This is a genomic window from Shigella dysenteriae (genome assembly GCF_022354085.1).
Classification (GTDB): Bacteria; Pseudomonadota; Gammaproteobacteria; order Enterobacterales; family Enterobacteriaceae; genus Escherichia; species Escherichia coli.
The window spans coordinates 2,695,716-2,719,630 of record NZ_CP055055.1; the positions used below are offsets into that span (position 1 = coordinate 2,695,716).

The window sequence follows — 23,915 nt, forward strand, 5'->3', positions numbered from 1 at the left end:
TCAAGTCTGGATAGTGCGTAAGTCACCAGAAAGACACAACTTTACATTTTGTAGCATCTGATTTACGGCATCTTGCCGCTGTTAAAAAATCAGGCACAATTTCTTGTGCCTGATTGATATTACTTGACGGGTGCGGGTTGTTCCGCGGGTCTGGCTTTTTCAAGCTTCGCCAGATCGAGTGCGATATTCACCGTCTCATCCAGATAAGGATCCGGCTCCTGGTAATCTTTCGGTAGATCATCCAGTTTCTTCAACTCCGGTTTACCTTCGCGTTTAAAGCGTTCGTTCAAACGCGCCAGACGCGTCGCATCATCTTCATTATTCTCTTTCTCACGCACAGCGTAATTCAGAGAAACGATATTGCGCTTGTCCTTCATAGCGTTGAAGCGCGCGATATCCTTCATGATGTTCTGGAACTCAGGATCTTTCGCGATACGCGCATTATGTTCCTTCAGTAGCTCCGGTTCAAAGGCCGTTAAATCTCCTGATTTCACATAAGTCGCGGCATCAATGCTATCCCACGGCAGCGCGTTATCTTCGAATTTCTCACCCGTTTCCGTTTCTTCATTACCCGTCGGCATGATGATGTCTGGCGTTACGCCTTTACGTTGCGTACTGCCGCCGTTAACGCGATAGAATTTCTGGATCGTGTACTGCACAGAACCCAGCGCTGGCCATTCAGGACGTAACATCTGATCGTAGATACGGTTTAATGAACGGTATTGCTGAACGGTGCCTTTACCAAACGTCGGTTCACCCACAACCAGCGCACGACCGTAATCCTGCATTGCCGCGGCAAAGATTTCTGAAGCCGAAGCACTGAAGCGGTCAACCAGTACCACCAGCGGGCCTTTATAGAAAACCTGTCCGTCGGTATCGCTGTCTTCACGAACTTTACCGTTGTTATCACGGACCTGAACAATAGGACCCGCAGGAATAAACAGACCTGAGAGCGATACCGCTTCGGTCAACGCCCCACCGCCATTGCTACGCAGGTCGATGATCACACTGCTGACATTCTGTTTTTCCAGTTTCTGCAGTTGTACTTTGACATCGTCTGTCAAACCCACATAGAAGCCCGGAATATCCAGTACGCCGACTTTCTCTTTACCGACGGTCTTCACCGACATTTTAACCGCGCGGTCTTCGAGACGAATACGTTCACGGGTCAATGTTACAGTGCGGGTCTTGGTCCCTTTACCAGCAGGTAAAATTTCCAGACGAACTTTACTGCCCTTCGGCCCTTTAATTAAGGCAACCACATCATCAAGACGCCAGCCAATCACGTCAACCATCGGCTTGCCTGTTTGACCAACACCGACAATTTTGTCACCAACGCTGATAGCTTTACTCTTCGCTGCCGGACCACCTGCCACCATCGAATTGATAACGGTGTAGTCATCATCCATTTGCAGCACTGCGCCAATACCTTCCAGCGACAAACTCATTTCAGTGTTGAACTGTTCGGTATTACGCGGGGAAAGATAGTTGGTATGCGGGTCGATTTCACGCGCAAACGCCGTCATTGCCAGCGAGAAAACATCTTCGCTGTTGGTTTGCGCCAGACGACGAATGGCAAATTTGTAGCGGCGAGTCAGGGTTTCACGAATTTCTTTATCCGTTTTTCCTGCCAGCTTCAGGCTTAACTCGTCGAATTTGACTTTACTGTCCCACAGCGCGTTCAACTCAGCCTCGTTTTTCGGCCAGGGCGCTTTGCTGCGGTCAAGGTTATAAGTGTCGTTGCCGGTGAAATCCATCGGCTTTTCTAGTACCGACAAAGCGTACTGGTAACGCTCAAAACGGCGCTTTTGCGCCAGATTGTAGAGATCGTAGAAAACGTCGAGTTTGCCTGAACGCAGTTCATCGCCTAACTCGGTTTTCTTTTTCGCGAACTGTTCAACATCGCTTGCCAACAGCACGTTGTGGCTGTAATCGAGCAGATTCAGGTAGCGGTCAAAGATTTTGGCCGAAAATGCCTGATCGAGGTCGAACTGGCGATAATGAGAACGGGTGAAGCGCGACGTTACGCGCTCACTCACCGTCGCATGCTGCGTCTCTTCCTTTAATACCGGAATTTGATCAGCACGCGTGATATCTTCTACAGCGAAGGTCTGGCCTGCTATTGCAAGCAGGCCAGCTAACGCGGTAAGCCTAAAAAACATGTTCATGCCTGGCCCGGCCTCCGTTTCAGAACACCAGGTGTTCTGCGCGCACAATCAAAGACATACCCGAATTCAGCTGGACGCGGACGCCGTCTTTGGTGATTTCTAATACGGTGGCATCCATCGCGTTTTGACCCGCTTTCACCTTCAGGGCTTGTCCGACAGTCAGAGCTGAAATGTCAGAAACTGGGGTGTGCTGTTCTTCGCGAGGTGCTTTTGCTGTTTTTGGCGCTTTCTCTACCGGCTTTTGCGCACGAGGTTTACGTTCAGCGCCTTCTTTGCGGCGTGGCGTGGTCGGACGTGGCTTGCGTTCGCGACGCGGTGCGTCTTCTTTCTCACCAGCAGCTGCGGCAGCTTCGCGTTTTTTCGCTTGCTGTTCAGCACGCTGTGCCTGAACACGCGCTTTCGCTTCTTCAAGCTGCTTGCGAGCATGCTCTACATGTTGCTCGTCCAGCTCACCGCATGGGTTGCCGTCAAGATCGACACGCGTTGCGCCGGGTTTAACACCGTAAAGATAACGCCAGCTCGAAGTGTAGAGACGTAAAGCGGATCGTAATTGCGTTTTGCTCAGGTTCATTTCCCCGGCAACACGATCGACCAAATCCTGAAAAATACCGATTTTCAGCGGACGCGCTTCACCTTCCGCACTGAAACAGTGGGGAAAACGTTCGGCCAGAAACGCGATTACTTCTTTACTGCTATTCAACTTAGGTTGATTTTCCATGAAATTTCCTGATTACAACGGACGTAGCCAACAAGCGCAGGCATGAACAGGCGTCATTATAATGACGCTATCTGTAAATGCTACGTTATCCGTTGATTATCCTGCGACGCTCGCAAAGAATTTTTTGTAATCCGTCGTTGCAAGCACTTTTTCAAGCTGTGCCACAAGCTGACGTAAGCCTTGCTCGTCCTCGTCTGTAAAGCGACCGAAGACGGTACTATCGATGTCGAGAACACCAATAATCTGATTTTTCACCACCAGCGGCAGAACAATTTCAGAATTACTCGCCGCATCACAGGCAATATGCCCGTCAAACGCATGAACATCCTCGATACGCTGCACTTGATTGCGGGCAACCGCAGTGCCGCACACGCCACGCCCGACGGGTATCCGGACACAGGCAATTTTGCCCTGAAATGGTCCGAGCACCAGTGTATCGTCCTCAAGCAAATAAAAACCTGCCCAGTTTACGTCAGTGAGACGCTCATATAACAACGCACTGGTGTTCGCAAGCGTTGCCAGAAAACTGGTTTCTCCCGCCATCAGCGCGTTAAAGTCGCGATTTAAATCCGCGTAAAATTCTGTTTTGTTCATTATATAATCACTTGGTTGTCTTACCTGGAACTGCCAGCCTATTAAAATAAGCATTAAATGCGTTAATGCTCAAGATCATTCCCATCATGGGTTAAGATTAATGTTAATTCTTATTACATTTGGCACGTCATGGCTCTTAACACACCACAAATTACGCCGACAAAAAAGATAACAGTGAGGGCAATCGGCGAGGAACTGCCGCGTGGTGATTACCAACGTTGCCCGCAATGTGACATGCTGTTTAGCCTGCCCGAGATAAATTCTCATCAAAGTGCCTATTGTCCGCGCTGTCAGGCAAAAATTCGTGACGGGCGCGACTGGTCGCTAACGCGCCTGGCGGCAATGGCCTTCACCATGCTGTTGCTGATGCCGTTTGCCTGGGGCGAACCGCTGTTGCATATCTGGCTGTTAGGCATTCGTATTGACGCCAACGTTATGCAAGGCATCTGGCAAATGACCAAACAGGGCGATGCGATAACGGGGTCGATGGTCTTTTTCTGCGTTATTGGTGCCCCGCTCATTCTGGTGACCTCCATAGCTTATTTATGGTTTGGTAACCGACTGGGAATGAATCTACGTCCGGTACTGCTGATGCTTGAGCGACTTAAAGAGTGGGTAATGCTTGATATCTACCTGGTCGGCATTGGCGTTGCTTCTATAAAGGTACAGGATTATGCCCATATCCAGGCGGGTGTCGGCTTGTTCTCTTTTGTGGCGTTGGTGATTTTAACGACGGTGACGTTGTCACATCTTAATGTCGAGGAGCTGTGGGAGCGATTTTATCCGCAGCGCCCCGCTACGCGTAGGGACGAGAAACTTCGTGTCTGTCTTGGGTGCCATTTTACCGGCTATCCTGATCAGCGTGGTCGCTGCCCGCGTTGCCATATTCCGCTACGCCTGCGTCGCCGTCATAGTTTGCAAAAATGCTGGGCGGCGCTGTTAGCGTCAATCGTTTTGTTGTTACCTGCCAACCTGTTGCCTATTTCTATCATTTATCTGAATGGTGGCCGGCAGGAAGATACGATTCTTTCCGGGATTATGTCGCTGGCAAGTAGCAACATTGCCGTTGCGGGAATCGTGTTTATCGCCAGTATTCTGGTACCGTTTACTAAAGTGATCGTCATGTTCACTTTACTGTTGAGCATTCATTTTAAATGCCAGCAAGGTTTACGCACACGCATTCTGTTACTGCGAATGGTGACCTGGATTGGTCGCTGGTCGATGCTCGACCTGTTTGTCATATCTTTAACCATGTCGCTGATTAATCGCGATCAGATCCTCGCTTTTACTATGGGACCGGCTGCGTTTTATTTCGGCGCAGCGGTAATTTTGACTATTCTTGCTGTGGAATGGCTGGACAGCCGCTTACTTTGGGATGCACATGAGTCAGGAAACGCCCGCTTCGACGACTGAAGCGCAGATTAAAAATAAACGCCGTATCTCACCTTTCTGGCTGCTGCCGTTCATCGCGCTAATGATTGCCGGTTGGCTGATTTGGGACAGTTATCAGGACCGGGGTAATACCGTCACCATCGACTTTATGTCGGCGGATGGTATTGTTCCAGGCCGTACGCCTGTTCGTTATCAGGGCGTTGAAGTCGGAACAGTGCAGGATATCAGCCTCAGCGACGATCTTCGTAAGATTGAAGTCAAGGTCAGCATCAAATCCGATATGAAAGATGCGCTGCGCGAAGAGACACAGTTCTGGCTGGTGACGCCAAAGGCCTCGTTGGCAGGTGTCTCCGGGCTGGACGCCCTCGTCGGTGGTAACTATATCGGCATGATGCCAGGTAAAGGTAAAGAGCAGGATCACTTTGTCGCACTTGATACCCAACCGAAATATCGGCTGGATAACGGCGATCTGATGATCCACCTGCAAGCCCCCGATCTCGGTTCGCTGAACAGCGGTTCATTGGTCTATTTCCGCAAGATCCCGGTGGGAAAAGTCTACGACTATGCCATCAATCCCAACAAGCAAGGCGTGGTGATTGATGTCCTGATCGAGCGGCGTTTTACCGACCTGGTGAAAAAAGGTAGCCGTTTCTGGAACGTTTCCGGCGTTGATGCCAACGTCAGTATCAGTGGCGCGAAGGTGAAACTGGAAAGTCTGGCGGCACTGGTTAACGGTGCGATTGCCTTCGATTCACCTGAAGAGTCGAAACCTGCCGAGGCGGAAGATACTTTTGGTCTGTATGAAGATCTGGCCCACAGCCAGCGTGGCGTAATAATAAAACTGGAACTGCCGAGTGGGGCCGGATTAACCGCCGACTCGACGCCGTTAATGTATCAGGGGCTGGAAGTCGGACAGCTAACTAAACTGGATTTAAATCCTGGTGGTAAAGTCACTGGGGAAATGACCGTTGATCCCAGCGTCGTTACCCTGCTTCGTGAAAATACCCGCATCGAATTACGTAATCCGAAATTATCCTTTAGCGATGCCAATCTCAGCGCCCTGCTGACTGGCAAAACCTTCGAGTTGGTACCCGGCGATGGCGAGCCACGCAAAGAGTTCGTTGTTGTGCCAGGCGAAAAAGCACTGCTGCATGAACCTGATGTTCTGACGCTGACCCTGACCGCGCCGGAAAGTTACGGTATTGATGCGGGTCAGCCGCTCATTCTTCACGGCGTGCAGGTAGGCCAGGTTATCAATCGTAAACTCACCAGCAAAGGCGTCACCTTTACCGTCGCCATCGAGCCTCAGCATCGAGAACTGGTAAAAGGCGATAGCAAATTTGTCGTCAACAGCCGTGTCGATGTGAAGGTGGGGCTGGATGGCGTTGAGTTTCTTGGTGCCAGCGCCTCAGAATGGATTAACGGCGGGATACGTATTCTGCCGGGCGATAAAGGCGAGATGAAAGCCAGCTATCCACTGTATGCCAATCTGGAAAAAGCGCTGGAGAACAGCCTTAGCGATTTACCCACCACAACCGTGAGTTTGAGTGCAGAGACGCTGCCGGATGTGCAGGCAGGATCGGTAGTGCTGTACCGTAAATTTGAAGTTGGTGAAGTTATTACCGTGCGTCCGCGAGCTAACGCGTTTGATATCGATCTGCATATTAAGCCGGAGTATCGCAACCTTCTGACCAGCAATAGCGTGTTCTGGGCAGAAGGCGGGGCGAAAGTTCAGCTGAATGGTAGTGGCCTGACCGTACAGGCATCCCCGCTCTCCAGAGCATTAAAGGGAGCCATTAGCTTCGATAACCTCAGCGGTGCCAGCGCCAGTCAGCGTAAAGGCGATAAGCGTATTCTGTATGCTTCCGAAACAGCGGCCCGTGCGGTTGGCGGGCAGATTACGCTTCACGCTTTCGATGCCGGAAAACTGGCGGTCGGGATGCCTATTCGCTATCTCGGTATTGATATCGGGCAAATCCAGACGCTGGATCTGATTACCGCGCGCAATGAAGTACAGGCAAAGGCGGTGCTCTATCCGGAATATGTCCAGACCTTTGCTCGCGGTGGTACGCGCTTCTCAGTGGTCACACCGCAAATTTCGGCAGCTGGCGTTGAGCATCTTGATACTATCCTCCAGCCGTATATCAACGTCGAACCAGGCCGGGGCAATCCTCGCCGCGACTTTGAATTACAAGAGGCCACCATTACTGATTCGCGTTACCTGGATGGCTTAAGCATTATTGTTGAAGCGCCGGAAGCCGGTTCGTTAGGCATCGGTACGCCTGTGCTGTTCCGTGGTCTGGAAGTCGGTACGGTTACCGGAATGACGCTGGGGACATTGTCAGATCGCGTGATGATTGCGATGCGCATCAGTAAACGCTATCAACACCTGGTGCGTAACAATTCCGTCTTCTGGTTGGCATCGGGTTACAGTCTGGACTTTGGTCTGACGGGCGGCGTAGTGAAAACCGGCACCTTTAACCAGTTTATCCGTGGCGGCATCGCCTTCGCCACGCCTCCGGGTACGCCACTGGCACCGAAAGCCCAGGAAGGCAAGCACTTCCTGTTGCAGGAAAGTGAACCGAAAGAGTGGCGTGAATGGGGAACTGCGCTTCCCAAATAATGCCCACTGCTCCGGCGTGCCTGCGCCGGAGCGTTTATGCTAAACTGCGCGCCTGTTTTTTTGCCAGTGGTATATGCTCGTGGCCCAACACACCGTTTATTTCCCGGACGCCTTTCTGACGCAAATGCGCGAAGCGATGCCTTCGACGCTCTCTTTTGATGATTTTCTTGCTGCCTGTCAGCGCCCGTTGCGCCGCAGCATTCGCGTTAATACGCTGAAAATCTCCGTTGCTGATTTCCTGCAATTAACCGCTCCTTATGGCTGGACGCTTACGCCAATTCCGTGGTGTGAAGAAGGTTTCTGGATTGAACGCGACAATGAAGATGCATTGCCATTGGGTAGTACCGCCGAGCATTTAAGTGGCCTGTTTTATATTCAGGAAGCCAGTTCAATGTTGCCCGTCGCCGCCTTGTTTGCTGACGGTAATGCACCACAGCGGGTGATGGATGTCGCTGCTGCGCCAGGCTCCAAAACGACGCAAATTGCCGCGCGGATGAATAACGAAGGGGCAATCCTTGCCAATGAGTTTTCCGCCAGTCGGGTAAAAGTGTTACATGCCAATATCAGCCGCTGTGGTATCAGTAATGTTGCGCTCACACATTTTGATGGCCGCGTGTTTGGTGCGGCATTGCCAGAAATGTTCGATGCCATTTTGCTGGACGCTCCCTGCTCCGGCGAAGGCGTGGTGCGTAAAGATCCCGATGCGCTAAAAAACTGGTCACCAGAAAGCAATCAGGAAATCGCAGCTACACAACGGGAGCTTATCGACAGCGCCTTTCATGCATTACGTCCTGGTGGTACGCTGGTTTACTCGACCTGTACCTTAAACCGGGAAGAAAACGAAGCCGTTTGCCTGTGGCTTAAAGAGACTTACCCTGACGCAGTAGAGTTTTTACCACTTGGCGATCTCTTCCCTGGTGCAAACAAAGCGCTGACCGAAGAAGGCTTTTTGCATGTTTTCCCACAAATTTACGACTGCGAAGGCTTCTTCGTTGCTCGTCTGCGTAAAACTCAGGCCATTCCCGCCTTACCCACCCCAAAATACAAAGTGGACAATTTCCCGTTCAGCCCGGTGAAAGATCGCGAAGCCGCACAAATTCGTCAGGCGGCTGCAGGTGTTGGCTTAAACTGGGATGAAAACCTGCGCCTCTGGCAGCGTGACAAAGAAGTGTGGTTGTTCCCGGTGGGCATTGAAGCCCTGATCGGTAAAGTCCGATTTTCTCGCCTGGGGATTAAACTTGCCGAAACGCACAACAAAGGTTATCGCTGGCAGCATGAAGCGGTTATTGCCCTTGCCTCCCCCGACAACGAGAACGCTTTTGAACTGACACCGCAAGAAGCGGAGGAGTGGTATCGCGGGCGCGATGTTTACCCGCAAGCCGAGCCAGTGGCGGATGACGTGTTGGTTACTTTCCAGCATCAGCCGATTGGTTTAGCCAAACGGATTGGTTCGCGACTGAAAAACAGCTACCCGCGTGAACTGGTGCGGGACGGGAAACTTTTTACCAGTAACGCATGACAGCGCACAAAAAAAGCGCACTTTTTGACTGGCACATTCGGCGGCCTCAACTAGGCTGAAAAATGGTGCGATCGGACTGGTCGTACCACAATCGGCAGCTAAATGGAGAGCACGAAGATGAAAACCAGTGTGCGCATAGGCGCTTTTGAAATCGACGACGGCGAATTACACGGTGAATCGCCGGGTGATCGAACGTTAACCATTCCTTGTAAATCTGACCCCGATTTATGTATGCAACTGGATGCCTGGGATGCTGAAACCAGTATCCCTGCCCTGCTAAATGGCGAACACTCTGTCCTTTACCGTACCCGTTACGATCAACAATCTGATGCCTGGATTATGCGTCTTGCCTGATCCAAAAAGAACCCGTCGGCATGGCGGGTTATTTGTCCTGGTTATTCCCCCGTTGTAAAATCTCTCCTAAACTTAACGGTACGGCACCACACTTCGGGGATGAAATGTTCGCGCTGGTACTTTTTGTTTGCTACCTGGATGGCGGTTGTGAAGATATTGTTGTGGATGTCTACAACACGGAACAGCAGTGTCTTTATTCTATGAGCGATCAACGGATCCGCCATGGCGGTTGTTTTCCGATTGAGGATTTTATAGATGGTTTCTGGCGACCAGCACAGGAGTATGGTGATTTTTAATTATTACAATTGCACGAAAGTCAGTTCGCCCCCAAAGACAGCGCCGGTATCAATATAATGCAGGTTGCCAATATCCACGCGATGGCGCAACGGTGTATGACCAAACCAGAAATGATCAGCACCTGTAATTCCCTGCCCTTTTTGGCGTTCACTTAATCGCGAGCGGCTCCACAAGACCTGATGCAAATCAACGTCCTTTTGCCATTCATAAACATCATCTGGATAATCGGCATGAGCAATAACATGTTTGCCGGTGCGGCTGTGTACTTCAAGAATAAAGGGCAAATGCTGACATTTTTCCAGCGCCGTTTTCGCTTGTTTCTGTTGATTATCTGCCAGCGCAATAAACCAGTCGCCGCCATTCATCAACCACAAAGACATCTGCTGGGATGCCAGCGCATCCATCGCCATCTGTTCATGATTGCCTCTTACCGCACGAACCCAATGTTGTTCCAGTAACTGCAGACAACGTAAACTTTGCGGCCCACGATCGATAACGTCTCCCACTGAGATAAGTAAATCTCGCCACGGATCAAAACGACAATGCCATAATTTGCGGCGCAACTGCTCAAGACAACCGTGTATATCGCCAGAAAGCCAGATATGTCGCCATTGATGACCCGCAATTCTCTGATAAACGGGCGCAGGCTGTTTCATCAATATTTTCCTCCCGCGCTAAAGATCACATAATCTTAACAAGAATGTTAAAAAACGCTGGACTCAGACAGTAGAGTGTGTGTTATGGTTGACTATAAAGTCAGCGAAGGAAATGCTTCTGGCTTTTAACAGATAAAAAGAGACCGAACACGATTCCTGTATTCGGTCCAGGGAAATGGCTCTTGGGAGAGAGCCGTGCGCTAAAAGTTGGCATTAATGCAGGCTTAGTTGCCTTGCCCTTTAAGAATAGATGACGACGCCAGGTTTTCCAGTTTGCGTGCAAAATGGTCAATAAAAAGCGCGGTGGTCATCAGCTTAAATGTTAAAAACCGCCCGTTCTGGTGAAAGAACTAAGGCGGTTTTTTTATTGGAAATCAAAAGGCTATTTTAGGTAATTAACAGAGTTTTTCAGCTCGTTCTATAAACGGTGCCAGACTCATTTTTTCGCCGGGATTGTTGGGATCATCAATCTGAATCACCGAAATGGGTTGGGCTTTAGTCTTCCCACTGGCAACTTCCTTCTGTGCGACATCGTTTAAAGGATACTGCACGAGGGTACTTGGGTTGATGACATACAAAGCATTACCCGGTCGGCAAGTCAGCATCACCTCTTCGCGATTAAACGCCCATTTGTCTTTACCCACTTCAAAACGGCTGACGGTAATCACCTGCGGTGCAGCCAGCGCCGCTGCAGAACTGGTGAGTAACAGAAACGCCAGAATACTTTTTTTCATCATTTCGTAATCCATCAAAAAGGTTCGAGAGTCGCAAGCAGGCTGATGATCACCAGCACTACCGCACCTATCGCCCATTCGAGTTTAGTCATCCACACAAACCAGGGTGCCGCACGATCTTCATCCTGCCTCATGCGCGGTACAAGAACATAACGATTAGCCAGCGCAATGACCACCATAATCATCACCAGGATGGCTTTGAGCAATAAGAGTTGGCCCCAGTAAGTCGTAAGCGTGGGGGGAAATCCGGTAATCAACAATGCATTAAGCACGCCGCTTGCCAGTACGCCGATCACCGCAAAATGCCCGCACCAAGAAAAACGCATCAGCGCCTGAATAGCCTGGTGTCGCCAACGGCCTTTGATGAGTTGCATACACCAGAGCACCGGCAGTAATCCCCCAAACCACGCCGCCGCACAAATCAGGTGAATCGCGTGATTAGTCTGATGGATTTTCGCCGTTACCCCTTCATTCAGCGTCGCATGCCCCACTCCCGCCAGCAGAATAAATTGCGCGGTAGTGAGCATAAACAGCAAACGTGGCATATTCCGCGGTTGCATAAGGGCGACGATCAACGTTACGAGGGCGAGAACAATTTGCCATAACCAGACGCCACCAAACTGCGTTTGCAAAACAGCCTGCCAAATGTTTGGCGAAAATACATCTGTCCATCCCGTTCCCATCAACCCGCCCTGAACGGCGAGCATTGCAGTGGCACTGATCAAACTCCAGACGGCAGCGTGCTGTTGTAAACGCAGAAAACGCTTCGCCAGCAAACGACGAATCGTTAAGGGTGACAGCCAGGCACCGTACATTGCGAAGCCAAAGACCAGCATCAGCGAGGTGAAATGGATAAATCGCAGCGCGATCCAGGTAAACGCCAGCATGATTTATTTCACGCTAAAGGTGTAGTGTCCTTTCGTTTTATGCCCGTCCACCGAAACAACATGCCAGTCAACGGTGTAGGTTCCGGGTTTCAGCGAATCGGCCAGTGGAACAATCAGTTGCTTTTGGTCCTGCTCATTTCGCTTCGCCGGTAATGTTTTAATATTTTCGTTTTTTGGCCCCGTGATTTTTGCACCACTGAATCCTGTTTCAACACCTTCCGAGAAGTTTAAAGTGATTGCCTGCGGTGCAGCTGTCACTTGCGCGTTTGCCGCAGGATACTGATGCGTTAAATGCGCATGTGCCCAGACGGAAGGTGTCACCAACGAAGTGGTCAGGATTGCCAGCGCGTAGCGAAGGGAGCGTGCAGTTGAAGCCATATTATCTATTCCTTTTTGTAATAACTTTTTTACAGAGCATAACCTTGTCTAATGTCTGAGTCGAGGATCATCAATTCCGGCTTGCCATCCAGGCTCACTCTTAGTAACTTTTGCCCGCGAATGATGAGGAGATTAAGAATGCTGAAGAATCTGGCAAAACTGGATCAAACAGAAATGGATAAAGTGAATGTCGATTTGGCGGCGGCCGGGGTGGCATTTAAAGAACGCTACAATATGCCGGTGATCGCTGAAGCGGTTGAACGTGAACAGCCTGAACATTTGCGCAGCTGGTTTCGCGAGCGTCTTATCGCCCACCGTTTGGCTTCGGTCAATCTGTCACGTTTACCTTACGAGCCCAAACTTAAATAAAACTTATACAGAGTTACACTTTCTTACATAACGCCTGCTAAATTATGAGTATTTTCTAAACCGCACCCATAATTTGCAGTCATTTTGAAAAGGAAGTCATTATGTCGTTCTGGAAAGTTGCAGCAGCGCAATATGAGCCTCGTAAAACCTCACTCACCGAACAGGTAGCTCATCATCTGGAGTTTGTGAGGGCCGCCGCCAGGCAACAATGTCAGCTGTTAGTTTTTCCATCGCTTTCTTTACTGGGGTGTGATTATTCACGACGTGCCCTTCCTGCCCCACCCGATCTCTCACTGTTAGACCCGCTTTGTTATGCCGCAACGACCTGGCGAATGACCATCATAGCCGGCCTTCCCGTTGAATATAACGATCGCTTTATTCGTGGAATTGCGGTGTTCGCACCGTGGCGAAAAACGCCGGGGATCTACCATCAGAGTCATGGTGCATGTCTGGGCCGTCGTTCCAGAACCATCACGGTGGTCGATGAACAACCGCAAGGTATGGATATGGACCCGACCTGTTCACTGTTTACGACAGGGCAATGTCTGGGGGAACCCGACCTACTGGCATCTACCCGCCGCTTACAATTTTTTTCACATCAGTACTCCATTGCCGTGCTGATGGCAAATGCCCGTGGTAACAGTGCACTATGGGATGAACATGGTCGTCTCATCGTTCGCGCCGATCGTGGTTCATTATTGTTAGTCGGTCAGCGTTCATCACAGGGTTGGCAAGGCGATATCATTCCATTACGCTAGGCTTTTTCGGCCTGGAGCATGCCATGTTGCGCATTATCGATACAGAAACCTGCGGTTTGCAGGGAGGGATCGTTGAGATTGCCTCTGTTGATGTCATTGACGGAAAAATCGTCAACCCCATGAGCCACCTGGTGCGCCCCGATCGTCCTATTAGTCCACAAGCGATGGCGATTCATCGCATCACCGAAGCCATGGTAGCCGATAAACCGTGGATTGAAGATGTGATCCCACACTATTACGGTAGTGAATGGTATGTCGCGCACAACGCCAGCTTTGACCGCCGCGTACTGCCTGAGATGCCCGGTGAGTGGATTTGCACTATGAAACTGGCCCGTCGTTTGTGGCCAGGGATCAAGTACAGCAATATGGCGTTATATAAAACACGGAAGCTCAATGTACAGACGCCGCCGGGCCTGCATCATCACCGCGCGTTGTATGACTGTTATATCACCGCCGCGTTGCTTATCGATATTATGAACACCTCCGGCTGGACGGCAGAACAGATGGCCGATATCACCGGACGTCCGTCGTTGATGACGACCTTCACCTTTGGCAAATACCGTGGCAAAGCGGTTTCCGACGTTGCCGAACGCGATCCGGGCTATCTGCGCTGGTTGTTTAATAACCTGGACAGCATGAGCCCGGAGCTGCGTTTAACACTGAAACATTATCTGGAAAATACCTAATCCGCAGGCGTAGCGGGTAATGTTCCCTGCGCCAGCGCGACCAGAAAAGCATATTCCATCGCTACGCCTTCGTACGATTTAAAGCGGCCAGATTTACCGCCATGGCCTGAGTCCATGTCGGTACAGAGCAATAAAAGATGGTTATCGGTTTTCAGCTCGCGCAATTTAGCGACCCATTTTGCCGGTTCCCAATATTGCACCTGAGAATCGTGTAAACCGGTCGTTACCAGTAAATGCGGATAAGCCTGTGCGGTGACGTTGTCATACGGGCTGTAGCTTTTCATATACTCGTAATATTGCGGATCCTGCGGATTCCCCCACTCTTCAAACTCACCAGTGGTAAGAGGAATTGATTCATCAAGCATCGTTGTTACAACATCAACAAACGGTACCTGGGCGATAACGCCGTGGAATAATTCCGGGCGTTGATTAATTGCAACGCCCATCAACATGCCCCCCGCACTCCCGCCCATCGCATAACAAAGCGAAGGAGAGCCATAGCCCAGTTTTAACAATGCATCGCAGGCATCAAGATAATCATTAAACGTATTTTTCTTCTTCAGAAATTTACCGTCTTCGTACCATTGTTGCCCCAGCTCACCGCCGCCGCGAACATGGACGATGGCGTAGACAAAACCACGATCTAACAAACTCAAGCGGCTAAAACTGAAATCGGCATCAATACTTGCGCCGTAAGAACCATAGCCATACACCAGCAACGGGTTGTGCCCTTTGCGAAAATGTTTGCGATGGTAGACCAACGAAACCGGAACTTCGACGCCATCACGGGCGACTATCCACAGGTGTTCACTGCGGTAATTCGCCGCATCAAAACCAGGAACTTCCGTTTGTTTTAATACACGACGCTCACCGGTATCCATATCCAGTTCAAACAAAGTGTCTGGTGTGGTCATGGAAGAATAACCATAACGCAATCGCGCGGTTTCAGGTTCTGGATTGTAGGCAATCCAGGTCACATAGGCTGGATCATCAAAGGCAATACCAATGACTTCCCGGGTCTTGCGGTTAATTTGGCGCAAACTGGTTAACCCGCGCTGACGCTCTTCAACCACCAGCCAGTCGGTAAACAGCGTAAACCCTTCCAGCATGATGTTTTCGCGTGGCGGAATTAACTCTTCCCACTGTTGCTCATCACGCATACGGGTACGGTATAAGCCAAAGTTTTTGCCGTGGCGGTTGGAACGCAGATAAAAACGATGCTGGTAGTGATCAAGGCTGTATTCGTGATCTTTGCGGCGCGGCAGAAAAACAAACGGCTCGGCATCGGCCATTTCCGCGTCCAGCAGGCGAACTTCACTGCTGGTGGCGCTGGCCAGATGAATGACTACATAGTGCTTCGAGGTCGTTTTATGCAGGCTGACGTAATAGGTATCGTCTTTTTCTTCGTAAATCAGTTTATCTTGCGATGCTGGCGTACCGATGGCGTGACGCCAGACCTGATAAGGCAGCAGCGTCACCGGATGCTTGCGTACATAGTAGAAAGTCCAGGAGTCATTTGCCCAGACAAAGCTGGGTTCAACGTTATCCAGCAGTTCCGGGTACCAGTTACCTGTTTCCAGATTACGAAAACGAATGCCGTACTGGCGTCGGGAAAGAAAATCTTCTGCCAGCGCCATAATGGTGTTATCGGGCGTAATCGCCATTCCGCCCATCGAATAAAACTCACTATGAGCCGCGCGCTTGTTGGCATCGAGCAATATTTCCCACTCGTCCCACTCTTCACTGAACGCCGATTGACGCTGGTAGATAGCATATTCACAGCCTGGTTCATAAATATGCCGATAGCGGTAGCCATTTTTGATGTAGGGCGCAGAAACTTCTCGTTGCGGAATGCGGTCGATGATTTCCTTTAAGATGCGATCCTGCAAGGCTTGTTGTGAGGCCATCACCCGATGACCGTAACTATTTTCTTGTTGCAGGTAGTCCAGGACTTCCGGCTGAGAACGCGTATCGTCCCGCAGCCAGTAGTAATTATCGATGCGCGTATCGCCATGAAGCGTCATGGCGTGGGGAATGCGGGCGGCTTTTGGTAGCATGTTATTGTTCTTTCTGGTTGAAACATCTTATAAGGGTGGCAAAACTCACCGGGGATGCAAGCGAAACAGGGCAGTCATTGCTTAGATGATGACAGGTAATGGCGCGAATATCGAATGTTATGCAGACAGAGAAAATCAGCCTGTTCAAATGGCTGTGCGGTTCTGGATAGCCCGAAATAGTCAACTTCAGGCTATCCAGAGAGCGGAATTATTCCGCCAAAGTGCGTTTTTGCTGTTCGAGATCGCGTTCAATGCCTTCACGAACATCCTGGGGGATTTTCAGCGCGTCACCCAGTGCATTCAGGTAACTGCGTTCCATAAAATGGTCAATATCAATAGCCGCGCAGCTCAGGAAATAGATTTCCAGCGCCTCTTCTTCATTGCGGACCCCGGTAGCCAGGCGTTGTGGATCCAGCGGTTGTTCGATTGCCTGCTCAATGAGTACCCGCCCCTGCTCTTCCACGCCGGCTTCACGCAATTGCTGGTCGATTGTCGCACGTTCTTTGGCATCAATATGACCATCACTTTTAGCGGCAAAGACTAGCGCAAGGATCAAACGTTCCGTACGCTCATCCAGCGGCGTACTTTGCGCGCCAAACTGCGGTTCGTCCTGATGCGCCGCGCGAATTTTATCTTTGTATTTATTCCACAGCACCGTACCCGCTACCGCTCCGCCGCCAACCAGCAACGCGTTGGTGCCATATTTCGTAAGAAGTTTACGTGCTGATTTATTTGCGACCAGCAGTCCAGCCAGTCCACCTAATGCGCCCGGCACTAAAAGTTTGCCCAATCCCTGATCCGCAGACGAGGAGGTAGAAGAACTGCTTTGCCCAAGCAGGGATTGCAGTTGATTTAACCAGTTAGCCATATTTGCTCCTCAATAACCATTTTTAGTGCCTGTAGCATAGTGGATGAGGATGTCAGAAAATGTATATCGAGACAAAAGATGCGCAAATAAGCGGGGCGGTTGGCCGTTATTCAAAGAAATTCGCGCCAGGTAAGGTGTTTACTGTATATCAGGTGATAAGGGTATTTTAGGTGAAAGTAGTTTGACGTTTTGAGTGGCATTGTTTGATGCTGATTGCCCGATGCGACGCTGTTGCGTCTTCTCAGGCCTACGATTGTGGTGCGTTTTGGGGCGGACAAGGCACTCGCGCCCATCCGCCAACGGTCAATCGAATTATCAGAACCCATTAACGCCGCTGATATTCCGCCATTCCCGCTTTGCAGTCCACGCTGACCTGGTAATGAATATCGGCACTTTTACCACGCACGGTTAGCGGTACTGACCATTTATCATCTTTACCCTGAATGTCCTGCAAACTGACCCAAGCCACGGGATCGGCCTGACCGACAATTTTTTGATCATCTGCCCAGCGCGCCACGCGATTTTGTTGATAATCACGTTTTACACTCGCGGCAATTCCGGCAGCATCCAGACCTTCACACTTTGGGAAAGTGACCGACTTGCTGGTTTCATTATTGGCAGCGAAAACTGATGCGCAGGCAGAAACCAACAACAGCCCTAAAAACGCCCCTCTTTTTTTCATGTTTTTCTCCATAGCACAATGATTCAGGAGAAAGCATGGTACAAATTGTCAGGAGCGCAAGTTGCTTCAGGCCGCGTGTGAGGCATCTTCCTCTTCGGATTCAGCACCGACGACCTGTGGGGACGGTAATTTGCCGGTTTTCAGAATGGTGCTCAGCACATCTTTTTGTTCTGCCAGCCATAGCGAAAGGGCTTCACGTTGCTCGTCTTCCATTTGCACTGGAGAATTTGTCAGCCAGGTGTCAAGCAGATCCGCCGTATCAAGCATTTTGTCATAAGCATCGGCTTCCTTTTTGCTGGTAAACGACATTTTCTCTTCGCCCTCACGAATGACTACGTATTTAACTTCAACCGCCATTTGCAGCCTCTCATAATAACTGTGATTTTATACAGTATATTTCTTTTCGGTTGAGAAATCAACACCAGCAATAAAGACACACGCAAACGTTTTCGTTTATACTGCGCGCGGAATTAATCAGGGGATATTAGTTATGACGTTATTAGGCACTGCGCTGCGTCCGGCAGCAACTCGCGTGATGTTATTAGGCTCCGGTGAACTGGGTAAAGAAGTGGCAATCGAGTGTCAGCGTCTCGGCGTAGAGGTGATTGCCGTCGATCGCTATGCCGACGCACCAGCCATGCATGTCGCGCATCGCTCCCATGTCATTAATATGCTTGATGGTGATGCATTACGCCGTGTGGTTGAACTGGAAAAACCACATTATATCGTGCCGGAGATCGAAGCTATTGCCACCGATATGCTGATCCAACTTGAAGAGGAAGGACTGAATGTTGTCCCCTGCGCTCGCGCAACGAAATTAACGATGAATCGCGAGGGTATCCGTCGCCTGGCGGCAGAAGAGCTGCAGCTGCCCACTTCCACTTATCGTTTTGCCGATAGCGAAAGCCTTTTCCGCGAGGCGGTTGCCGCCATTGGCTATCCCTGCATTGTAAAACCGGTGATGAGCTCTTCCGGCAAGGGGCAGACGTTTATTCGCTCTGCAGAGCAACTTGCTCAGGCATGGGAATACGCTCAGCAAGGCGGTCGCGCCGGAGCGGGCCGCGTAATTGTTGAAGGCGTCGTTAAGTTTGACTTCGAAATTACCCTGCTAACCGTCAGCGCGGTGGATGGCGTCCATTTCTGTGCACCAGTAGGTCATCGCCAGGAAGATGGCGACTACCGTGAATCCTGGCAACCACAGCAAATGAGCCCGCTTGCCCTTGAACGTGCGCAGGAGATTGCCCGTAAAGTGGTGCTGGCACTGGGCGGTTATGGTCTGTTTGGTGTCGAGCTGTTTGTCTGTGGTGATGAGGTGATTTTCAGTGAGGTCTCCCCTCGTCCACATGATACCGGGATGGTGACGTTAATTTCTCAAGATCTCTCAGAGTTTGCCCTGCATGTACGTGCCTTCCTCGGACTTCCGGTTGGCGGGATCCGTCAGTATGGTCCTGCAGCTTCTGCCGTTATTCTGCCACAATTGACCAGTCAGAATGTCACGTTTGATAATGTGCAGAATGCCGTAGGCGCAGATTTGCAGATTCGTTTATTTGGTAAGCCGGAAATTGATGGCAGCCGTCGTCTGGGGGTGGCACTGGCTACTGCAGAGAGTGTTGTTGACGCCATTGAACGCGCGAAGCACGCCGCCGGACAGGTAAAAGTACAGGGTTAAACCCGGCAAATAAACGCTACAAAAATGCCCGATCCTCGATCGGGCATTTTGACTTTTACAGCTTAGCGCCTTCTACAGCTTCACGCGCCAGCTTAGTAATGCGGTCGTAATCGCCCGCTTCCAGCGCATCTGCCGGAACCAACCAGGAACCACCGATGCACAGCACGCTTTTCAGCGCCAGGTAGTCACGGTAGTTAGCCGGAGAAATACCACCCGTCGGGCAGAAACGGACCTGGGAGAACGGACCCGCGATCGCCTGCAGGGCTTTCACGCCGCCGTTAGCTTCAGCCGGGAAGAATTTGAACTCTTTCAAACCGTAGTCCATACCCAGCATCAGTTCGGAAACAGTGCTGATCCCCGGAATCAGCGGAATAGTCCCTTCGGTAGCAGCTTTCAGCAGCGGCTCGGTCAGACCCGGGCTAATTGCGAACTGTGCACCCGCTTCAGTGACTTCTGCCAGCTGCTGTGGATTCAGCACCGTACCGGCACCCACAATCGCTTCAGGCACTTCTTTGGCGATAGCACGGATAGCGTCAACTGCACACTCGGTACGCAGAGTCACTTCCAGAACGCGCACCCCACCAGCAACCAACGCTTTTGCCATCGGCACCGCGTGTTCCAGTTTTTTTACCACGATAACCGGTACAACCGGGCCGGTGGTCAGGATTGATTCTGCACTTGTTTTCCAGTTTTTCATCAGAGTTTTCTCTCGCCTGATTACAAATTTGTCGTCTTAAAAAGTGATACAGGTTGCGCCCTGTTCGGCACCGGACAGTTTTTCACGCAAGGCGCTGAATAATTCACGTCCTGTTCCCACGCGTGACGCGCTCAGGTCAGGAATGTGTGGTTCGCGAGCAGCCAGTTCCGCTTCGTCTACCAGCAGCGTCAGTTCGCCTGTCTGTCCATTCACACGAATGATGTCCCCGTCGCGCACTTTTGCCAGCAGCCCGCCATCGTAGGCTTCTGGTGTTACGTGGATAGCTGACGGCACTTTACCTGAAGCGCCGGAGAGTCGTCCATCGGTAACTAACGCAATTTTGAAACACCGGTCCAATAATACACCAAGTGGCGGCATGAGTTTATGTAATTCTGGCATTCCGTTCGCTTTTGGCCCCTGATGACGGACAACAACGACACAATCGCGGTCCAGCAAACCCGCTTCAAAGGCCGGCATAACGTCATGCTGGCTTTCAAAAACAACCGCTGGCGCTTCAATCACCTGGTTCTCAACCGGCACGGCAGAGGTTTTCATAACCGCACGGCCCAGGTTACCGCTTAACACTTTTGTCCCACCATGATGAGAGAAAGGTTGTTCGAAGGAAGCGATCACATTGCTGTCGAGTGATTTTTCCGCCCCTTCCCGCCAGTCCAGTTCACCATTATTCAGCCATGGTTCAAGGGTATAACGAGACAGACCAAAGCCTGCCACCGTATTGACATCTTCATGCAGCAGGCCTGCTTTGAGCAGTTCACGCACCAGAACCGGTACGCCACCTGCCGCCTGGAAGTGGTTAATATCGGCCGGACCGTTCGGGTAGAGACGAGCCATCAGCGGTACAACATCAGAAAGGTCAGAGAAGTCATCCCAGTTAATCTGAATACCGGCCGCGCGCGCCATCGCCACCAGGTGCATGGTGTGGTTAGTGGAACCACCGGTCGCCAGCAGTGCAACGATACCGTTCACCACCACTTTCTCATCGATCATCTTACCGATCGGCATCCATTCATTACCATTACCGGTCATGCGTGTAACCTGACGCGCAGCGGCAGCGGTCAAAGCATCGCGCAGCGGAGAATCCGGATGAACAAAAGAAGAGCCTGGCAACTGCATCCCCATAAACTCCACCACCATCTGGTTGGTGTTGGCAGTACCGTAGAAAGTACATGTTCCCGGCGCATGGTAAGACGCGGCTTCTGACTCCAGTAAGGCCATGCGGTCCACTTTACCTTCGGCATAAAGCTGGCGAATACGCACTTTTTCTTTATTTGGCAAACCGCTTGCCATCGGTCCAGACGGCACAAACACCGCAGGCAAATGACCAAACGACAGGGCTGCCATCGTCAGACCCGGGACAATCTTGTCGCACACCCCGAGGAACAGAGCACCATCAAACATGTTATGGGACAGCCCGACCGCCGCAGACATCGCTATCACTTCGCGGCTTAGCAGCGACAATTCCATTCCATCCTGCCCCTGGGTGACACCATCACACATCGCCGGAACACCACCCGCAACCTGACCAACCGCATTCGCTTCATGCAGGGCTTTACGAATGATTTCTGGATAGTGTTCATAAGGCTGGTGAGCGGAGAGCATGTCGTTATAGGAGGTGATGATGGCGATATTGTTACGCAACATGCTTTTCAAAGAGGCTTTGTCTTCTGGCTGGCAGGCAGCGAAACCGTGTGCCAGGTTACCGCATGCCAACTGCGAACGATGAACGGTCGACGTTTTCGCTTGTTCTATCCGGGCGAGATAAGCAGAGCGAGTCTCGCGCGAACGTTCAATGATTCGATTTGTTACGCGTAACAATTGTGGATTCATAAAGGCTCCTGAAATTGAGTTGTCAGAGCAGGATGATTCACAACGCGTTTCATTCAGAGGATTTATGAGTGAAACGCCTGTAACCGGAGCTCATAGGGCAAAAACGTTTCAGTCAGTGTAATAAAAAAAGCCTCGTGGGTGAATCCGCACGAGGCCTGAAAGTGTAAAAATTGTTCTACAATCTGTGCAAGATCATGTTACCGGTAAAATAACCATAAAGGATAAGCGCAGATATTACTCAAACTCATTCCAGGAACGACCATCACGGGTAATCATCGCCACCGAGGCAACGGGTCCCCAGGTTCCGGCCTGATACGGTTTCGGCGCATCATTGTCCATCGCCCACGCCTCAGTAATGGAGTCTACCCATTTCCAGGCTTCTTCCACTTCATCGCGACGTACAAACAGTGCCTGAATACCACGCATGGTTTCCAGCAGCAAACGTTCATAGGCATCCGCCAGATGCGTCTGATTAAAGGTTTCTGAATAGCTCAGATCCAGCTTGGTGATTTGCAGGTTATGTTTGTGGTCAAGGCCAGGAACTTTATTCAGTACCTGGATATCCACGCCTTCATCAGGTTGCAGACGGATAGTCAGTTTATTCTGCGGCAGATCCTGCCACGACTCTTTAAACAGATTCAGTTCAGGTGTTTTGAAATAGACCACGACTTCAGAACATTTGGTCGGCAGACGTTTACCAGTACGCAGGTAGAATGGCACACCGGCCCAGCGCCAGTTATCAATGTCGACGCGGATCGCCACGAAGGTTTCTGTATTGCTGCTCTTGTTCGCGCCCTCTTCTTCCAGATATCCCGGCACTTTTTTGCCCTGGGCGAAGCCCGCAGTATATTGCCCGCGTACGGTTTTTTCGCGTACGTTGGAGCGGTCGATGCGGCGCAGAGACTTCAGTACTTTCACTTTTTCATCGCGAATGCTGTCTGCGCTCAGGTCAGACGGCGGAGACATCGCAATCATGCAAAGAATTTGCAGCAGGTGGTTCTGGATCATGTCGCGCATCTGACCGGCTTTATCAAAATAGCCCCAGCGCCCTTCGATCCCCACTTCTTCTGCCACGGTAATCTCAACATGATCAATGGTGCGATTGTCCCAGTTATTCACAAACAGGGAGTTAGCAAAACGCAGCGCCAACAGGTTCAGCACCGTTTCTTTACCAAGATAGTGGTCGATACGGTAAACCTGGCACTCCTCGAAGTATTCGCCAACCTGATCATTGATTTCCTGCGAGGTCGCCAGCGACGTCCCCAGCGGTTTCTCCATGACTACGCGTGCCGGTTTAGCATTCAGTTTTGCCTCGCCAAGCCCTTTGCAAATTGCGCCAAAAGTGCTGGGCGGCATGGCAAAGTAGTTAATGGTGATACGATTTTTTTGATCCAGCATCGCGCCGAGACGGTTGAATGCAGCAGTGTCATTGACATCGAGATTACAAAAATCCAGACGTGCACTCAGGGTGTCCCATAAACCTTCATCAATGGTTTCTTTCATGAAAGTTTCGAGCGCCTCGCGGACAACTTTGGTATATGCCGCTTTATCCCAGTCAGCACGCCCTACGCCGATAATCCGGGTGTCCGGGTTGAGCTGACCGGCTTTTTCCAGTTGATACAGGGAAGGCAGCAATTTACGACGCGCAAGGTCGCCTTTCGCGCCGAAAATGACCAGGTCACAGGCCTGGGCTGTTTGCGTTACCGCCATGTCATTCTCCTTAAGTTAACTAACCCGGTACTTAAGCCAGGGTATACTTGTAATTTTCTTACGGTGCACTGTACTGCTTTTACGAGCTTGCGAAAACTGTAAACGCTTATCCACCCGTGCGATTACGGTAAAAGCGCGTAAAGTGCGGCAAAACTGATAAAAAAATCATCGTTTTCCATTGGGTAAAAATCTGACACTGATCATGTTATGAAAAAAAATAACAACTTTTTTATCTGCTTTTGTCATTAACA

23 protein-coding genes are annotated in these 23,915 nt (G+C 50.7%); 9 read left to right on the plus strand and 14 right to left on the minus strand.

Annotated features, from left to right (window positions below; genetic code table 11):
• Positions 1-119 precede the first annotated feature (119 nt).
• From prc to msrC, 3 genes are all read right to left on the minus strand, one after another.
• Positions 120-2,168: a carboxy terminal-processing peptidase gene (gene prc / locus HUZ68_RS12905; RefSeq protein ID WP_001055778.1), complete on the minus strand. Its 2,049-nt coding sequence runs from the start codon at positions 2,166-2,168 to the stop codon at positions 120-122.
• A gap of 19 nt (positions 2,169-2,187) precedes the next feature.
• Positions 2,188-2,886: an RNA chaperone ProQ gene (gene proQ, locus HUZ68_RS12910; protein WP_000431368.1), complete on the minus strand. Its 699-nt coding sequence runs from the start codon at positions 2,884-2,886 to the stop codon at positions 2,188-2,190.
• 96 nt (positions 2,887-2,982) lie between these two features.
• Positions 2,983-3,480 carry an L-methionine (R)-S-oxide reductase gene (gene msrC / locus HUZ68_RS12915; RefSeq protein WP_001043882.1) on the minus strand — a complete coding sequence of 166 codons (498 nt, stop codon included), beginning with the start codon at positions 3,478-3,480 and terminating at the stop codon, positions 2,983-2,985.
• Between the two features lie 129 nt (positions 3,481-3,609).
• Between msrC and yebS the strand changes: the two genes are divergently transcribed.
• The 5 genes from yebS to HUZ68_RS12940 all read left to right on the plus strand — a co-directional run bounded on the left by yebS (position 3,610) and on the right by HUZ68_RS12940 (position 9,664).
• Positions 3,610-4,893, plus strand: coding sequence for a membrane integrity lipid transport subunit YebS (gene yebS / locus HUZ68_RS12920; RefSeq protein WP_001207282.1), 1,284 nt, complete (start codon positions 3,610-3,612; stop codon positions 4,891-4,893).
• On the plus strand, positions 4,862-7,495 hold the full coding sequence (gene yebT, locus HUZ68_RS12925) for a lipid-binding membrane homeostasis protein YebT (protein ID WP_033814655.1): 2,634 nt from the start codon (positions 4,862-4,864) through the stop codon (positions 7,493-7,495). The genes yebS and yebT overlap by 32 nt, the downstream gene beginning before the upstream one ends.
• 79 nt (positions 7,496-7,574) lie before the next feature.
• Positions 7,575-9,014: a 16S rRNA (cytosine(1407)-C(5))-methyltransferase RsmF gene (gene rsmF, locus HUZ68_RS12930; RefSeq protein ID WP_033814685.1), complete on the plus strand. Its 1,440-nt coding sequence runs from the start codon at positions 7,575-7,577 to the stop codon at positions 9,012-9,014.
• 117 nt (positions 9,015-9,131) lie between these two features.
• Positions 9,132-9,368 (plus strand): YebV family protein, encoded by a 237-nt coding sequence (locus tag HUZ68_RS12935; RefSeq protein ID WP_001295499.1) that lies wholly within the window; start codon positions 9,132-9,134, stop codon positions 9,366-9,368.
• Positions 9,369-9,472: 104 nt separating this feature from the next.
• Complete coding sequence (locus HUZ68_RS12940; protein WP_001296140.1) at positions 9,473-9,664, plus strand: YdfD/YebW family protein; 192 nt, start codon at positions 9,473-9,475, stop codon at positions 9,662-9,664.
• Between the two features lie 3 nt (positions 9,665-9,667).
• On the opposite strand, the gene pphA is transcribed toward HUZ68_RS12940, so the two are convergent.
• The 4 genes from pphA to yobA all read right to left on the minus strand — a co-directional run bounded on the left by pphA (position 9,668) and on the right by yobA (position 12,320).
• Entirely contained in the window at positions 9,668-10,321 is a 654-nt protein-coding gene (gene pphA, locus HUZ68_RS12945; RefSeq protein WP_239593892.1) for a protein-serine/threonine phosphatase, read from the minus strand.
• A gap of 395 nt (positions 10,322-10,716) precedes the next feature.
• On the minus strand, positions 10,717-11,058 hold the full coding sequence (locus HUZ68_RS12950; RefSeq protein WP_000976483.1) for a YebY family protein: 342 nt from the start codon (positions 11,056-11,058) through the stop codon (positions 10,717-10,719).
• An 11-nt stretch (positions 11,059-11,069) separates the two neighbouring features.
• The gene (gene copD, locus HUZ68_RS12955) at positions 11,070-11,942 is read right to left on the minus strand and encodes a copper homeostasis membrane protein CopD (RefSeq protein WP_033814654.1); all 873 of its coding nucleotides are present in this window, start codon (positions 11,940-11,942) and stop codon (positions 11,070-11,072) included.
• A gap of 3 nt (positions 11,943-11,945) precedes the next feature.
• Positions 11,946-12,320, minus strand: coding sequence for a CopC domain-containing protein YobA (gene yobA, locus HUZ68_RS12960; protein ID WP_000168747.1), 375 nt, complete (start codon positions 12,318-12,320; stop codon positions 11,946-11,948).
• Between the two features lie 138 nt (positions 12,321-12,458).
• On the opposite strand from yobA, the gene holE reads away from it, so the two are divergent.
• The 3 genes from holE to exoX all read left to right on the plus strand — a co-directional run bounded on the left by holE (position 12,459) and on the right by exoX (position 14,133).
• Positions 12,459-12,689 carry a DNA polymerase III subunit theta gene (gene holE, locus HUZ68_RS12965; RefSeq protein WP_000916763.1) on the plus strand — a complete coding sequence of 77 codons (231 nt, stop codon included), beginning with the start codon at positions 12,459-12,461 and terminating at the stop codon, positions 12,687-12,689.
• A 101-nt stretch (positions 12,690-12,790) separates the two neighbouring features.
• Positions 12,791-13,447 carry a carbon-nitrogen hydrolase family protein YobB gene (gene yobB, locus HUZ68_RS12970; RefSeq protein WP_000011660.1) on the plus strand — a complete coding sequence of 219 codons (657 nt, stop codon included), beginning with the start codon at positions 12,791-12,793 and terminating at the stop codon, positions 13,445-13,447.
• Positions 13,448-13,470: 23 nt separating this feature from the next.
• Positions 13,471-14,133: an exodeoxyribonuclease X gene (exoX, locus tag HUZ68_RS12975; RefSeq protein ID WP_000944256.1), complete on the plus strand. Its 663-nt coding sequence runs from the start codon at positions 13,471-13,473 to the stop codon at positions 14,131-14,133.
• Here the strand turns inward: exoX and ptrB are convergent.
• The 4 genes from ptrB to yebG form a co-directional block, all read right to left on the minus strand.
• A complete protein-coding gene (gene ptrB / locus HUZ68_RS12980; RefSeq protein ID WP_033814653.1) occupies positions 14,130-16,190 on the minus strand; it encodes an oligopeptidase B in 2,061 nt (686 codons plus the stop codon). The genes exoX and ptrB overlap by 4 nt on opposite strands.
• A 208-nt stretch (positions 16,191-16,398) precedes the next feature.
• Positions 16,399-17,058 (minus strand): tellurite resistance TerB family protein, encoded by a 660-nt coding sequence (locus HUZ68_RS12985; RefSeq protein ID WP_033814652.1) that lies wholly within the window; start codon positions 17,056-17,058, stop codon positions 16,399-16,401.
• Between the two features lie 325 nt (positions 17,059-17,383).
• Positions 17,384-17,740: a protein YebF gene (gene yebF, locus HUZ68_RS12990; RefSeq protein ID WP_001295500.1), complete on the minus strand. Its 357-nt coding sequence runs from the start codon at positions 17,738-17,740 to the stop codon at positions 17,384-17,386.
• Between the two features lie 66 nt (positions 17,741-17,806).
• Entirely contained in the window at positions 17,807-18,097 is a 291-nt protein-coding gene (gene yebG / locus HUZ68_RS12995; protein WP_000257738.1) for a DNA damage-inducible protein YebG, read from the minus strand.
• A 133-nt stretch (positions 18,098-18,230) separates the two neighbouring features.
• Between yebG and purT the strand changes: the two genes are divergently transcribed.
• Positions 18,231-19,409, plus strand: a complete 1,179-nt coding sequence (gene purT, locus HUZ68_RS13000; RefSeq protein ID WP_000173474.1) for a formate-dependent phosphoribosylglycinamide formyltransferase — start codon at positions 18,231-18,233, stop codon at positions 19,407-19,409.
• Between the two features lie 55 nt (positions 19,410-19,464).
• On the opposite strand, the gene kdgA is transcribed toward purT, so the two are convergent.
• The 3 genes from kdgA to zwf form a co-directional block, all read right to left on the minus strand.
• Complete coding sequence (gene kdgA / locus HUZ68_RS13005; protein WP_000800512.1) at positions 19,465-20,106, minus strand: bifunctional 4-hydroxy-2-oxoglutarate aldolase/2-dehydro-3-deoxy-phosphogluconate aldolase; 642 nt, start codon at positions 20,104-20,106, stop codon at positions 19,465-19,467.
• 36 nt (positions 20,107-20,142) lie between these two features.
• Positions 20,143-21,954, minus strand: coding sequence for a phosphogluconate dehydratase (gene edd / locus HUZ68_RS13010; protein WP_001069467.1), 1,812 nt, complete (start codon positions 21,952-21,954; stop codon positions 20,143-20,145).
• 234 nt (positions 21,955-22,188) lie between these two features.
• Positions 22,189-23,664 carry a glucose-6-phosphate dehydrogenase gene (zwf, locus tag HUZ68_RS13015; protein ID WP_000301720.1) on the minus strand — a complete coding sequence of 492 codons (1,476 nt, stop codon included), beginning with the start codon at positions 23,662-23,664 and terminating at the stop codon, positions 22,189-22,191.
• Between the last annotated feature and the right edge of the window lie 251 nt (positions 23,665-23,915).

Excerpts from the sequence above, each read along its gene's own strand:
- holE (WP_000916763.1), top strand. The coding sequence starts at position 12,459 with ATGCTGAAGAATCTGGCAAAACTGGATCAAACAGAAATGGATAAAGTG.
- msrC (WP_001043882.1), bottom strand. The coding sequence starts at position 3,480 with ATGAACAAAACAGAATTTTACGCGGATTTAAATCGCGACTTTAACGCG.
- yebT (WP_033814655.1), top strand. The coding sequence starts at position 4,862 with ATGAGTCAGGAAACGCCCGCTTCGACGACTGAAGCGCAGATTAAAAAT.
- yobA (WP_000168747.1), bottom strand. The coding sequence starts at position 12,320 with ATGGCTTCAACTGCACGCTCCCTTCGCTACGCGCTGGCAATCCTGACC.
- exoX (WP_000944256.1), top strand. The coding sequence starts at position 13,471 with ATGTTGCGCATTATCGATACAGAAACCTGCGGTTTGCAGGGAGGGATC.
- HUZ68_RS12950 (WP_000976483.1), bottom strand. The coding sequence starts at position 11,058 with ATGATGAAAAAAAGTATTCTGGCGTTTCTGTTACTCACCAGTTCTGCA.
- HUZ68_RS12935 (WP_001295499.1), top strand. The coding sequence starts at position 9,132 with ATGAAAACCAGTGTGCGCATAGGCGCTTTTGAAATCGACGACGGCGAA.
- HUZ68_RS12985 (WP_033814652.1), bottom strand. The coding sequence starts at position 17,058 with ATGGCTAACTGGTTAAATCAACTGCAATCCCTGCTTGGGCAAAGCAGT.
- copD (WP_033814654.1), bottom strand. The coding sequence starts at position 11,942 with ATGCTGGCGTTTACCTGGATCGCGCTGCGATTTATCCATTTCACCTCG.
- HUZ68_RS12940 (WP_001296140.1), top strand. The coding sequence starts at position 9,473 with ATGTTCGCGCTGGTACTTTTTGTTTGCTACCTGGATGGCGGTTGTGAA.
- yebG (WP_000257738.1), bottom strand. The coding sequence starts at position 18,097 with ATGGCGGTTGAAGTTAAATACGTAGTCATTCGTGAGGGCGAAGAGAAA.
- yobB (WP_000011660.1), top strand. The coding sequence starts at position 12,791 with ATGTCGTTCTGGAAAGTTGCAGCAGCGCAATATGAGCCTCGTAAAACC.
- yebF (WP_001295500.1), bottom strand. The coding sequence starts at position 17,740 with ATGAAAAAAAGAGGGGCGTTTTTAGGGCTGTTGTTGGTTTCTGCCTGC.
- kdgA (WP_000800512.1), bottom strand. The coding sequence starts at position 20,106 with ATGAAAAACTGGAAAACAAGTGCAGAATCAATCCTGACCACCGGCCCG.
- ptrB (WP_033814653.1), bottom strand. The coding sequence starts at position 16,190 with ATGCTACCAAAAGCCGCCCGCATTCCCCACGCCATGACGCTTCATGGC.
- pphA (WP_239593892.1), bottom strand. The coding sequence starts at position 10,321 with ATGAAACAGCCTGCGCCCGTTTATCAGAGAATTGCGGGTCATCAATGG.
- yebS (WP_001207282.1), top strand. The coding sequence starts at position 3,610 with ATGGCTCTTAACACACCACAAATTACGCCGACAAAAAAGATAACAGTG.
- purT (WP_000173474.1), top strand. The coding sequence starts at position 18,231 with ATGACGTTATTAGGCACTGCGCTGCGTCCGGCAGCAACTCGCGTGATG.
- proQ (WP_000431368.1), bottom strand. The coding sequence starts at position 2,886 with ATGGAAAATCAACCTAAGTTGAATAGCAGTAAAGAAGTAATCGCGTTT.
- prc (WP_001055778.1), bottom strand. The coding sequence starts at position 2,168 with ATGAACATGTTTTTTAGGCTTACCGCGTTAGCTGGCCTGCTTGCAATA.
- edd (WP_001069467.1), bottom strand. The coding sequence starts at position 21,954 with ATGAATCCACAATTGTTACGCGTAACAAATCGAATCATTGAACGTTCG.
- zwf (WP_000301720.1), bottom strand. The coding sequence starts at position 23,664 with ATGGCGGTAACGCAAACAGCCCAGGCCTGTGACCTGGTCATTTTCGGC.